The organism is Kosakonia sp. YIM B13588, assembly GCF_042788165.1.
Taxonomy (GTDB): domain Bacteria; phylum Pseudomonadota; class Gammaproteobacteria; order Enterobacterales; family Enterobacteriaceae; genus Kosakonia; species Kosakonia sacchari.
In genome coordinates, this window is the sequence record NZ_JBHZPO010000013.1 from 1 (window position 1) to 12,521 (window position 12,521).

Below are 12,521 nucleotides of genomic sequence, written 5' to 3' on the forward strand. Positions count from 1 at the left end.
TCTACCAGTTCCAGCAGCTCTTCGTCATCTACCATGTCACATTTGTTCAGGAACACGATGATGTAAGGAACGCCTACCTGACGACCCAGCAGGATGTGCTCACGGGTCTGCGGCATCGGGCCGTCAGTCGCAGCAACAACCAGGATCGCGCCGTCCATCTGCGCAGCACCGGTGATCATGTTTTTAACATAGTCGGCGTGGCCCGGGCAGTCTACGTGTGCGTAGTGGCGAGTCGGGGTGTCATATTCAACGTGAGACGTGTTGATGGTGATACCACGAGCTTTTTCTTCCGGCGCGTTATCGATCTGGTCGAATGCGCGAGCAGAACCACCGTAGGTTTTTGCCAGAACGGTAGTGATTGCAGCGGTCAGAGTAGTTTTACCATGGTCAACGTGGCCGATAGTACCGACGTTGACGTGCGGTTTTGTACGTTCAAATTTTTCTTTAGACACGGCTTTATTCCTTACTATAGTGCTCTCCCTCTTTGGAGAGAGCACGGGACTTTGGTTTTAACCCTGCGGCTTATTTACCACGGGCTTCAATTACGGCCTGAGCAACGTTGTTCGGCGCATCATCATACTTCAGGAATTCCATAGTATAAGACGCACGACCTTTGGTCAGAGAACGCAGCTGAGTTGCATATCCGAACATTTCAGACAGCGGAACTTCAGCGTGGATTTTAACGCCAGTAACTTCAGATTCCTGACCGCGCAGCATACCGCGACGACGGCTAAGGTCACCGATTACGTCACCGGTGTTCTCTTCCGGAGTCTCTACTTCAACCTTCATGATCGGCTCAAGCAGAACTGGTTTCGCTTTCTTAAAGCCATCTTTAAAGGCAATAGACGCAGCCAGTTTAAACGCCAGTTCAGAGGAGTCAACGTCGTGGTAAGAACCGAAGTGCAGACGCACACCGAGATCAACTACCGGGTAACCCGCCAGCGGGCCAGATTTCAGCTGTTCCTGGATACCTTTATCAACGGCCGGGATGTATTCGCCAGGAATTACACCACCTTTGATGTCGTTGATGAACTCGTAACCTTTCGGGTTAGAGCCCGGCTCCAGCGGGTACATGTCGATAACAACATGACCGTACTGACCGCGACCACCAGACTGCTTAGCGTGTTTACCTTCGATATCGGTAACTTTCGCACGAATCGCTTCGCGGTAAGCAACCTGAGGTTTACCGACGTTCGCTTCAACGTTGAATTCACGTTTCATACGGTCAACGATGATGTCGAGGTGCAGCTCACCCATACCGGCGATAATGGTCTGGTTAGATTCTTCATCAGTCCATACGCGGAATGACGGGTCTTCTTTCGCCAGACGGCCCAGAGCCAGACCCATTTTTTCCTGGTCAGCTTTGGTTTTCGGTTCTACCGCGATGGAGATTACCGGTTCCGGGAATTCCATACGTTCCAGAATGATCGGGTGATCCGGGTCACACAGGGTGTCACCAGTGGTCACGTCTTTCAGACCGATTGCAGCAGCGATGTCGCCAGCGCGAACTTCTTTGATCTCTTCACGTTTGTTAGCGTGCATCTGAACGATACGACCGAAACGCTCACGTGCAGATTTCACGGAGTTCAGGATGGTATCACCAGAGTTAACCACACCGGAGTACACACGGAAGAAGGTCAGGTTACCAACAAACGGGTCGGTAGCGATTTTGAACGCCAGCGCAGAGAACGGCTCTTCATCACTTGCGTGACGCTCAGCCGGAGTATCTTTACCATCGTCCAGGATACCGTTGATCGCAGGTACGTCAGTCGGGGACGGCAGGTAGTCAACTACCGCATCCAGCATCGCCTGAACACCTTTGTTCTTAAACGCAGAACCACAAGTTACCAGGATGATTTCGTTGTTCAGAACACGCTGACGCAGAGCTTTTTTGATCTCTTCTTCAGTCAGTTCTTCACCACCCAGGTATTTCTCCATCAGCTCTTCAGAAGCTTCAGCAGCGGATTCGATCAGATTCTGGTGCCATTCGTCAGCCAGATCCTGCATCTCAGCCGGGATATCTTCGTATTCGAAGGTTACGCCCTGGTCTGCATCGTTCCAGTTGATGGCTTTCATTTTCACCAGGTCAACAACACCAGTGAAACCTTCTTCAGCACCAATTGCCAGCTGCAGCGGAACCGGGTTCGCGCCCAGACGGGATTTGATCTGACCAACAACTTTCAGGAAGTTAGCGCCCATGCGGTCCATTTTGTTAACGAACGCGATGCGCGGAACTTTATATTTGTTTGCCTGACGCCATACGGTTTCAGACTGCGGCTGAACACCACCAACGGCGCAGTAAACCATTACCGCACCGTCAAGAACACGCATGGAACGTTCTACTTCGATGGTGAAGTCAACGTGCCCCGGGGTGTCGATGATGTTTACGCGATGCGGTTCATACTGCTTCGCCATACCAGACCAGAATGCGGTAGTCGCTGCGGAGGTAATGGTAATACCACGCTCCTGCTCCTGCTCCATCCAGTCCATGGTTGCGGCGCCGTCATGAACTTCACCGATTTTGTGGTTTACACCGGTGTAGAACAGAATACGTTCGGTAGTCGTGGTTTTACCGGCGTCGATGTGCGCACTGATACCAATGTTACGGTAGCGTGCGATGGGTGTTGTACGAGCCATTTGATTCCTCGTTTGTCTCTTTAGGCGTTCAGATTTAAGTTGCCAAACGGCGGGCCACTTGCTTGAAGCGCCCGCCATGTGACTAAAACTCCGAAGGGATTACCAACGGTAGTGTGCGAACGCCTTGTTGGCTTCGGCCATACGGTGAACGTCTTCACGTTTCTTAACTGCGGTACCTTTGTTGTCCGCAGCATCGGAAAGTTCGTTCGCCAGGCGCAGAGCCATGGATTTATCACCGCGTTTACGAGCAGCTTCAACGATCCAACGCATTGCCAGAGCATTGCGACGAACCGGACGAACTTCAACCGGAACCTGATAAGTAGAACCACCAACGCGGCGAGACTTAACTTCGACAGTCGGGCGCACGTTTTCGAGAGCTACTTCGAAAGCTTCCAGTTCATTTTTACCAGAACGCTGAGCCAGGGTCTCAAGCGCGCTGTATACGATTGCTTCTGCAGTAGATTTTTTACCGTCTACCATCAGGATATTGACAAATTTAGCCAGCAGTTCTGATCCGAACTTCGGATCCGGCAGAATTTTACGCTGACCAATAACACGACGACGTGGCATGGAAATACTCCGTTGTTAATTCAGGATTGTCCAAAACTCTAAGAGTTTAGTTTGACATTAAAGTTAAAACAGTTTGGCCTTACTTAACGGAGAACCATTAAGCCTTAGGACGTTTCACGCCGTATTTGGAGCGAGATTGCTTACGGTCTTTAACACCGGAGCAGTCGAGCGCGCCACGTACAGTGTGGTAACGAACACCCGGGAGGTCTTTTACACGACCGCCACGGATCAGGATCACGGAGTGCTCCTGCAGGTTGTGACCTTCACCACCGATGTAGGAAGTCACTTCAAAACCGTTGGTCAAACGAACACGACATACTTTACGCAGTGCGGAGTTCGGTTTTTTCGGGGTGGTAGTATATACGCGAGTACATACGCCACGTTTTTGCGGGCATGCTTCCAGCGCAGGCACGTTGCTTTTTGCAACTTTGCGAGCGCGTGGTTTGCGTACCAGCTGGTTAACTGTTGCCATTAAATAGCTCCTGGTTTTAGCTTTTGCTTCGTAAACACGTAATAAAACGGCCTCATATAATATGAGGACGCAGAATTTTATGGCTGTGCTTAAAAGGTGTCAAGAAATATACAGCGATCACACATTACCAATGCATCTGAACAGCGTTTTTCACCGTCAGACTAACGAAATCAGTATAGCCAACCCTGACGACACTGCTTGAAATTTGACCACCCAGACCACGGGCATCGATATCTTCTTTAAGCGCGTGCACAGTTATGGGGGCGTTTAGCAATAACTCAACATAGCGCCCGTTTTGCAAGGCGGCGGTTACGCCATCTGAAAGCAGCAGCAGATCGTCGCCAGGGCGCAGCAAACGGAGCATCGCCGCCATATCACACTGCCAGGGAGAGCGGGACAAGGTATGCAGCATAAATGCCTCAAAAGGTCAGAACGACGGTGTAACTATCAAGTTTTTCGCGCAGCGCGTCCGGTTCCAGACGCTGAGCCGGCAACACGAAGGTTGTCTCTTCACCTAATCCACGTTCACGCAGGGAAGCCGCACACAGCCAGCACTGTTCGATGTCATAAAGCGGCAGAACTTTAAACGTCGCGATGTAATCGCGCGCTAATACCGCGTCCGGCTGCTGATTGGCCAGTAACTGGAATACCCCATCACCAATAAAAAACACGCCGATATCATCAGTAAACGCTGAAGTCGCCAGCAACGCATCCAGCCCTTCGCGACCGGAAGCGGAACCATGCGGCGCAGAAGTAAATACAAAGGCGATACGTTGCATCAGAATTGCACCACCCGATCGCAAGAGAGCGCGGCTTCCGCCAGCGAGCCAAGGCCGGTCAGTGAAAAACCGGCTTGCAGGTTTGCGCCAGATAACGCCAGACGTTGTGCTTCGGCATCATCAACAACGCCGCGACGCAGCGCGGCGGCAACACAGATATGCAACTCGACCTGGTGTTCCTCATGCAGGCGCTGCCAGGCGCGAACCATGTCAAATTCATCACTGGCGGGCGCCGTGAGCGCGTTCGCGTTGCTCACCCCTTCGCGATAAAAAAAGACGCTGGCTAACGTATGCCCGGCATCCAGTAGCGCCTGCGCAAACTGGTACGCGCTGCTGGCCTGTTGGGTTCCATACGCCGGGCCGGTGACCATCAGGGCAAAACGCATTAACGATCCTGTACGGAAAAATCACCGCTTTTGAACTGGCGGATATAGAGATAAACGGTGTGTTTTGAAATGTTGAGGCGATCGGCGACCTGGTTGATAGCGTCTTTGATATCAAAGATCCCCTTCTCGTAGAGGTTCAGTACGATCTGGCGATTCTTGGCGTTGTTAGAAACGTTACGATCGGCGTTGACCTCTTCAATGGTGAACTCCAGCGTTTGCATGACCAGATCTTCCACCGAGGAAGCAAAGTTCACCGAAGAGCCAACATCAGGCGTTTCCGGCGGCACAAAGGTGCTCATGATCTGTGAGAACGGCACATCAAGGTTCATGTTGATGCATAACAGGCCAATCACGCGGTGATCGCGGTTACGGATAGCGATAGTGACGGACTTCATCAGCACACCGCTTTTCGCGCGCGTGAAGTAGCACTTCGATACGCTACTGTCGGCGCCGGTCATATCATGCAGCATGCGCAGAGCGAGATCGGTGATGGGCGAGCCAATTTTACGCCCTGTGTGTTCGCCATTGGCAATACGGATTGCGGAACATTTCAAATCTTGCAGGGAGTGCAAAACGATTTCACAGTGGCTGCCAATGAGCATCGCTAACCCGTCCACCACCGCTTCATAGGATTTGAGGATATCGAAGTCGGTCTGATCGAAAGGACGTTGATCCAGCAAATCAAGTTCACTGGTTTCGTTGGTTAATAGCGACCTGGACATGAAAAAAAACACTCCTTTTCAGGAACCTGTCGTTATGTTTTCAGGGCAGGCTCAGTATTTATATGGGGATATAAATTAATACATCGTAGGTTAAGCTTTCCAGAATTATATCCCTGCTGCAAAAAAAAACGCCGCCCGAAGGCGGCGCTATTGCAAATTTTATTTCTTACTGGTGTCTGCGGCTTTCGCGTCAGCAGCTTTATCGCCCGCTGCCGGTGCAGCTTCTGGCGCTGCGGCATCTGCTTTCGGTGCGGCTTTGATATCCAGCAACTCGACATCAAATACCAGCGTGGAGTTAGCCGGAATGCCCGGAACACCCGTTTTCCCGTAAGCCAGTGCCGGTGGGATAACCAGTTTGATCTTGCCGCCTTTCTTGATGTTTTTCAGGCCTTCGGTCCAGCCAGGGATAACACCGTCAAGACGGAAAGAGAGCGGCTCACCACGGGTGTAAGAGTTATCGAACTCTTTACCGTCGATCAGCGTACCTTTGTAGTTCACAACAACCGTGTCGCTGTCTTTCGGCGCATCACCGGTACCTTCTTTCTCTACTTTGTACAGCAGACCGGTATCAGAGATTTTCACACCTTTCTCTTTGGCGAAGGTGTCACGGAAGGCTTTGCCTTTTGCTTCGTTGTCAGCAGCGTCTTTTTCCATGCGATCCTGCGCGGCAGTTTTCACACGCGTCTCAAACGCTTGCAGGGTTTGTTCGATCTCCTGGTCGCTCAGTTTGCTCTTATCGGCAAACGCGTCCTGAACACCGGCGATCAGCTGAGCTTTATCCAGTTTGATACCCAGTTTTTCCTGCTCTTTCAGCGAGTTTTCCATGTAGCGGCCCAGCGAAGCGCCCAGCGCATAGGCGGATTTCTGGTCGTCATTTTTAAATGCCGCTTTGCTGTCAGCTGCTGCAGCCGGTTCTTTCTTTGCAGCGGTATCGGCAGCGAAAGAGATCGGTGCGTGAAGGGCGACGGCCATCGTGGTCGCCAGCAGCGTGACTTTAAACAGTGATTTCATCCATTTCTCCAGGGGCCGGGGCATCTCGCCCCAGGGTTAAACAAAAATGTAAGAGACGTACTATAAAGCGTTGCGGTGGAAATCAACATAAGGACACCACCTGAATTCACCTGTTTTCTGACTATTTTTGTTTAAATAAGTTTCTGCTTTTCTTTGCCAAAGCTGTACCTGGCGGCAAAGTTCAGTAAAATTCGCCCGTTTAACGAAAACCAGGCCGGACGCAATCCAGAGGTAATGTATGCAAGAGTTAACAATAGAAGCGCGACTGGCGGAACTGGAAAGCCGGTTGGCTTTTCAGGAGAGGACCATCGAGGAACTGAACCAGACGGTTGTCGCCCATGAACTGGAAATGGCGAAGCTGCGCGAACATCTGCGGTTAATGGCGGAAAAACTCAAAGCGAGCCAGCCATCGCACATGGCCTCCCCTTCAGAAGAGACGCCGCCGCCCCATTATTAATGGCGTAAAAAAAGCGGGTTTCCCCGCTCATCAATGACGCTATGGATTTCGTGTTGCAGGCAGGCGGCAAACTTGAAAATCCCCGGGAGCATAGAAAACGATGCAACCGGGGTTTGAAAGCGAAGCCAACAGCCCTGCGGCGCGAAAAACAATGCGTATTAGTGGCAGCCGCAACCGCCATTACCGCCGCAACCACCTTTACCGTGGTCATGGCCGTGATCGTGACCGTGGCCGCCGCAGCAACCGTCATGATCGTGGTCGTGGTCATGATCGTGACCATGCGGACCGTGAACGTGGCCGTGAGCCAGCTCTTCTTCGGTTGCTTCGCGAATAGCGACAACTTCAACGTTGAACTTCAGGTTCTGGCCAGCCAGCATGTGGTTTCCGTCAACAACAACGTGGTCGTCTTCCACTTCGGTGATTTCTACCGGTACCGGGCCCTGGTCGGTTTCTGCCAGGAAGCGCATGCCAACCTGCAACTCGTCAACGCCCATAAAGACGTCTTTCGGTACGCGCTGCACCAGGTTTTCGTCGTATTGACCGTAAGCGTCGTTCGCGCCAACGGCCACATCGAATTTGTCGCCGACTTCGTGACCGTCCAGCGCGTTTTCCAGACCAGAGATCAGGGAACCGTGACCGTGCAGGTAGTCCAGCGGCGCACTCACCGGAGACTCATCAACCAATACACCGTCTTCTGTACGTACCTGATAGGCCAGGCTGACCACCAGGTCTTTTGCTACTTTCATGATATCTCCTGAGCGTGGGAAAATTACTGGCGCAGATTGTAGCGGAATTCTGCACCCGTGTACCCTTTAGCTTAAAAAAAGCTGCCCGATCTCGCTAGTCCGGATGAAAAATGCCAATCACTTGCTCATCTTTGCGAACATGCTCGCGGGCTTCTTTATCCGCTTCACGCATCTGGTGCCCACACTTAACGCACTCAACAATATCGACATTATTCTCACGCCACATTGCCATTGAGTCCTTCGCCTGGCATGCCGGGCAAACCGCCCCGGCGATAAAACGTTTTCGTACAGCCATTCGATTCCCCTTATTCAAACTCGTCCCAACCATCCAGCTGGCGACGCTCTTGCTGCATTTCACGCTGGAAAATCTCCTCCAGCTCGCGCCGCGCTTCGCGGACACGGGAAATTTGCATCGTATCGGTATGCACCGGCATCAGCTCGCGCAGCATACGCATATCCAAACGTTTAAAGTGCAGTTGCGCACGCTGAGCCTGATGTGGATGCATCCCCAGCGAAATAAGCGTCTTACGCCCTAACTCCAGCGCACTGGAGAACGTCTCGCGGGAAAACTGCGTCACACCAGCCTGCAGGAGTTCATGCGCTTCCACACGCCCGCGAGCGCGCGCCAGGATTGCCAGGTTCGGAAAATGCTGCTGGCAAATCTCCACCAGCTTCATCGTATCCAGCGGGTCATTACAGGTGATGACGATCGATTGCGCCGCTTCCGCGCCTGCCGAGCGTAACAATTCCACCTGCGTTGCATCCCCGTAATAGACCTTATATCCATATTTACGCATCAGATTGACGGCGCTGATATCGCGCTCCAGCACGGTAATGCGCATCTTATTTGCCATTAACAGGCGGCCAATCACCTGACCAAAACGGCCAAACCCCACCACAATCACCTGGGGTTTATCATCTTCCACCCATGGGGTTTCATCTTCATCTTCCGGGGTGTTAAAACGCCGGGAGAGCAGTTTATCCACGCCACGCATCAGCAACGGTGTGGTCATCATCGACAACGTGACGGTGACCAGCAGCAGCGCCATTTGATCGTTCTGGAACAGACGCTGAGAAGATGCGGAAGAGAACAAAACAAATGCGAATTCACCACCCTGACTTAACACACCGGCGAACTGCATACGCTCCGAGCTGCGCAAACCGTATATCCGCGACAACCCATACAGCACCAGCGATTTTACCGCCACCAGCACCGCAACGCTCAGCACCACCCATAGCAGATGGGTATAGAGCACGCCGAGGTTCAGCGCCATGCCAACGGAGATAAAAAACAACCCCAGCAGCAGCCCTTTAAAAGGCTCGATCGCGATCTCAAGTTCGTGGCGATATTCGCTTTCGGCCAGCAACACGCCAGCGATAAAGGTTCCCAGCGCCATTGATAACCCCAGCGCATCCATAAACAGCGCCGAACCAAGCACCAACAGTAACGTGGCGGCGGTAAACACTTCACGCACCCCGGAACCGGCAATAAAGCGGAACACAGGCCGCAGCAAGTAGCGCCCGCCAATCAACATGCCCGCGAACGCCAGCACTTTCATGCCAACTTTCATCCAGTCGAGATGCTCATCGCCATTGCCTGCCAGTAGCGGCACCAGCGCCAGCGCCGGGATCACCGCTAAATCCTGAAACAGCAGCACCGAAAATCCCAGTTGACCGGACTCGCTGCGGTTCATGCCTTTATCGCGCATCAGTTGCAGCGCCATCGCGGTGGATGACATCGCCAGACCGATACCGCCAATCACCGCCGCCTGCCAGGAGAATTGCGTCAGCATCAGCAGCCCGGCGAGGATCGCCGCACTGAGCAGCACCTGTGCGGCACCCACGCCAAAGATGGAGCGCCGAAGCTCCCAAAGTTTTCGCGGGTTCAGCTCCAGCCCGATGATAAACATCAGGAATACCACGCCCAGCTCGGAGAAATGGAGGATTTCATCTACATCGCTGATAAACCCCAGCCCCCACGGGCCAATCGCGATACCCGCAAGCAAATAGCCGAGCACCGCGCCAATCCCTAAACGTGCGGCAAGCGGAACGGCGACAACTGCCGCGAAAAGAAACAACACACCGGCCAGTAACAGCGCGGAACCTTCCATTAACGGCCTCCCACAGGCAACGGCGACGCCAGCCAGTCACCATAAGCTTTGGCATGACTCGCCAACTCCTGCGGCTGTTGCCGGCGCGCCCAGTACACAATAATCGGGCTTAACCAGTGCATACGGCACATGGCGGCAGTCAGCTCAAACGGGCGCAAAATGTCATTCATGGAGTAGCGGTTAAGCCCATCATGGCGATACGCGGCCTCCGGTTCCCCGGTAGTGACCACGCTACGCCAATACTTTCCCGCGAGTTGGTTCCCGCCAATGCCGCTGGCAAAGCCACGGCTTAACACACGGTCAAGCCACTCTTTGAGCAGCGCCGGGCAACTGTAGGTATATAAGGGATGTTGAAACACAATGACGTCATGCTCGCGCAGCAACGCCTGTTCATAAGGAATATCGATAAAAAAGTCAGGGTAACGGGCATAAAGATCGTGCACCGTGACATTTTGCAGCTGCGTTGCCGGCTTAAGCAAAACCCGGTTAGCCACCGAGTCCTGTGATTCCGGATGGGCATACAGCAGCAACACTTTCGCTGTCTGCGACATCATTCCCCTCCCGGGTGTCAAACTCTGGCGAGCGGCCTGTGGGCGCTGCCAGAATGATTTTGTCTATCATCTTCATTTTGGGCTACCATTGCGGCCCCGGTGCGTCTTTAGGCCGCACTCTTACATTATCATAATGACAAATTAACATAGTCTGAACATACGGCGCCTTATGATTGTTTTCTCCTCGTTACAAATTCGTCGCGGCGTGCGTGTCCTGCTGGATAACGCCACAGCCACCATTAACCCGGGCCAGAAAGTAGGCCTGGTGGGTAAAAACGGCTGCGGCAAATCCACGCTGCTGTCGCTATTGAAAAACGAGATCGGTGCCGACGGCGGCAGCTTCACGTTTCCCGGCACCTGGCAACTGGCATGGGTGAACCAGGAAACGCCGGCGTTAAATGAAGCGGCTATAGACTATGTGATCGATGGCGATCGCGAATACCGCCAGCTTGAAACCGAACTGAACGCCGCCAACGAGCGTAACGATGGTCACGCCATCGCCACCGTGCACGGTAAACTCGACGCGATTGATGCATGGACCATTCGCTCGCGCGCGTCCAGCCTGCTGCACGGTCTGGGTTTCAGCAACGAGCAACTGGAGCGCCCGGTAAGCGACTTCTCCGGTGGCTGGCGTATGCGTTTAAACCTCGCACAGGCGCTGATTTGCCGCTCCGACTTACTGCTGCTTGATGAACCGACCAACCACCTCGATCTCGATGCAGTGATCTGGCTGGAGAAGTGGCTGAAAAGCTACCAGGGGACGCTGATCCTGATTTCCCACGACCGCGATTTCCTCGATCCGGTGGTGGACAAAATTCTGCATATCGAGCAACAAAGCCTGTTCGAATATACCGGCAACTACAGCTCGTTTGAGCGCCAGCGCGCCACGCGCCTTGCCCAGCAGCAGGCCACTTATGAAAGCCAGCAGCAGCGCGTTGCGCATCTGCAAAGCTTTATCGACCGCTTCAAAGCGAAAGCCAGTAAAGCGAAACAGGCACAAAGCCGCATCAAAATGCTTGAGCGCATGGAGTTGATTGCGCCAGCACACGTCGATAACCCGTTTCACTTCAGCTTCCGCCCACCGGAAAGCCTGCCCAACCCGCTATTAAAGATGGAAAAAGTGAGCGCCGGTTACGGCGATCGCACCATTCTGAACGCCATCAAGCTGAATCTGGTGCCGGGTTCGCGCATTGGCCTGCTGGGACGTAACGGCGCGGGTAAATCCACGCTTATCAAACTGCTGGCAGGTGAACTGGCGGCGCAGAGCGGTGAAATCGGGCTGGCGAAAGGCATTAAGCTCGGTTACTTCGCCCAGCATCAACTGGAGTTTTTACGCGCTGACGAATCGCCATTGCAACACCTGGCGCGCCTCGCACCGCAGGAGCTGGAGCAGAAACTGCGCGATTACCTGGGCGGCTTTGGTTTCCAGGGCGATAAAGTCACGGAAATCACCGAGCGCTTCTCCGGCGGCGAAAAAGCGCGTCTGGTGCTGGCGTTGATCGTCTGGCAGCGTCCAAACCTGCTGCTGCTCGATGAACCGACCAACCACCTCGATCTGGATATGCGCCAGGCGCTGACCGAAGCGCTGATTGAGTTTGAAGGCGCGTTAGTGGTCGTGTCGCATGATCGCCACCTGATTCGCTCCACCACAGACGATCTCTACCTGGTTCACGACGGCAAAGTTGAGCCGTTTGAAGGCGATCTGGAAGATTACCAGCAGTGGCTGAGCGACGTGCAAAAACAGGAAAGCCAGCCTGCGGATACGGTAAAAGAGAGCGCCAACAGCGCGCAGGCGCGTAAAGATCAGAAGCGCCGGGAAGCCGAGCTACGTACGCAAACTCAGCCGCTGCGTAAAGAGATTGCCCGGCTGGAAAAAGAGATGGAAAAACTCAACGCCCAGCTGGCGCAGGCTGAGGAGAAGCTCGGTGACAGCGGTCTTTACGATCAAAGCCGCAAAGCGGAATTAACCACCTGTTTGCAACAGCAGGCGGCGGCAAAATCGGGCCTTGAAGAGTGCGAGATGGCCTGGCTGGAAGCGCACGAGCAACTGGAAGCCATGTTGCAAGGGGAGTAACACGC

The 12,521-nt window shown here is 53.5% G+C and carries 15 protein-coding genes; 2 read left to right on the plus strand and 13 right to left on the minus strand.

The window, feature by feature from the left end; translation table 11 throughout:
• From ACFX4U_RS19165 to fkpA, 9 genes are all read right to left on the minus strand, one after another.
• A partial coding sequence (locus tag ACFX4U_RS19165) for a GTP-binding protein (protein WP_040216622.1) occupies positions 1-452 on the minus strand: 452 nt, incomplete at its 3' end.
• 70 nt (positions 453-522) lie between these two features.
• Positions 523-2,637: an elongation factor G gene (fusA, locus tag ACFX4U_RS19170; protein ID WP_312689579.1), complete on the minus strand. Its 2,115-nt coding sequence runs from the start codon at positions 2,635-2,637 to the stop codon at positions 523-525.
• 99 nt (positions 2,638-2,736) lie between these two features.
• Positions 2,737-3,207, minus strand: a complete 471-nt coding sequence (rpsG, locus tag ACFX4U_RS19175) for a 30S ribosomal protein S7 (RefSeq protein WP_007369802.1) — start codon at positions 3,205-3,207, stop codon at positions 2,737-2,739.
• A gap of 97 nt (positions 3,208-3,304) precedes the next feature.
• Entirely contained in the window at positions 3,305-3,679 is a 375-nt protein-coding gene (gene rpsL / locus ACFX4U_RS19180) for a 30S ribosomal protein S12 (RefSeq protein WP_003023654.1), read from the minus strand.
• 124 nt (positions 3,680-3,803) lie between these two features.
• Positions 3,804-4,091: a sulfurtransferase complex subunit TusB gene (gene tusB / locus ACFX4U_RS19185; RefSeq protein WP_313509471.1), complete on the minus strand. Its 288-nt coding sequence runs from the start codon at positions 4,089-4,091 to the stop codon at positions 3,804-3,806.
• Between the two features lie 7 nt (positions 4,092-4,098).
• A complete protein-coding gene (gene tusC, locus ACFX4U_RS19190; RefSeq protein WP_305734845.1) occupies positions 4,099-4,458 on the minus strand; it encodes a sulfurtransferase complex subunit TusC in 360 nt (119 codons plus the stop codon).
• A complete protein-coding gene (gene tusD, locus ACFX4U_RS19195; protein WP_200551412.1) occupies positions 4,458-4,844 on the minus strand; it encodes a sulfurtransferase complex subunit TusD in 387 nt (128 codons plus the stop codon). Before tusD ends, tusC begins: the two co-directional genes overlap by 1 nt.
• Positions 4,844-5,566 (minus strand): transcriptional regulator, encoded by a 723-nt coding sequence (locus ACFX4U_RS19200; protein ID WP_017459895.1) that lies wholly within the window; start codon positions 5,564-5,566, stop codon positions 4,844-4,846. The genes tusD and ACFX4U_RS19200 overlap by 1 nt, the downstream gene beginning before the upstream one ends.
• Positions 5,567-5,725: 159 nt before the next feature.
• A complete protein-coding gene (gene fkpA, locus ACFX4U_RS19205; RefSeq protein WP_313509476.1) occupies positions 5,726-6,577 on the minus strand; it encodes an FKBP-type peptidyl-prolyl cis-trans isomerase in 852 nt (283 codons plus the stop codon).
• 238 nt (positions 6,578-6,815) lie between these two features.
• Here fkpA and ACFX4U_RS19210 point away from each other — a divergent pair, with 238 nt between their 5' ends.
• On the plus strand, positions 6,816-7,034 hold the full coding sequence (locus ACFX4U_RS19210) for a protein SlyX (protein WP_305734844.1): 219 nt from the start codon (positions 6,816-6,818) through the stop codon (positions 7,032-7,034).
• Positions 7,035-7,192: 158 nt separating this feature from the next.
• Here the strand turns inward: ACFX4U_RS19210 and slyD are convergent, their stop codons facing one another.
• The 4 genes from slyD to kefG form a co-directional block, all read right to left on the minus strand.
• A complete protein-coding gene (gene slyD, locus ACFX4U_RS19215; RefSeq protein WP_017459892.1) occupies positions 7,193-7,780 on the minus strand; it encodes a peptidylprolyl isomerase in 588 nt (195 codons plus the stop codon).
• Positions 7,781-7,874: 94 nt separating this feature from the next.
• Positions 7,875-8,075 carry a YheV family putative zinc ribbon protein gene (locus ACFX4U_RS19220; protein WP_017459891.1) on the minus strand — a complete coding sequence of 67 codons (201 nt, stop codon included), beginning with the start codon at positions 8,073-8,075 and terminating at the stop codon, positions 7,875-7,877.
• Between the two features lie 10 nt (positions 8,076-8,085).
• Positions 8,086-9,891, minus strand: a complete 1,806-nt coding sequence (kefB, locus tag ACFX4U_RS19225; RefSeq protein WP_200551410.1) for a glutathione-regulated potassium-efflux system protein KefB — start codon at positions 9,889-9,891, stop codon at positions 8,086-8,088.
• A complete protein-coding gene (kefG, locus tag ACFX4U_RS19230) occupies positions 9,891-10,445 on the minus strand; it encodes a glutathione-regulated potassium-efflux system ancillary protein KefG (protein ID WP_071925236.1) in 555 nt (184 codons plus the stop codon). Before kefG ends, kefB begins: the two co-directional genes overlap by 1 nt.
• A gap of 166 nt (positions 10,446-10,611) precedes the next feature.
• On the opposite strand from kefG, the gene ACFX4U_RS19235 reads away from it, so the two are divergent.
• Positions 10,612-12,516 (plus strand): ABC transporter ATP-binding protein, encoded by a 1,905-nt coding sequence (locus ACFX4U_RS19235; RefSeq protein ID WP_313509482.1) that lies wholly within the window; start codon positions 10,612-10,614, stop codon positions 12,514-12,516.
• Positions 12,517-12,521: the final 5 nt, after the last annotated feature.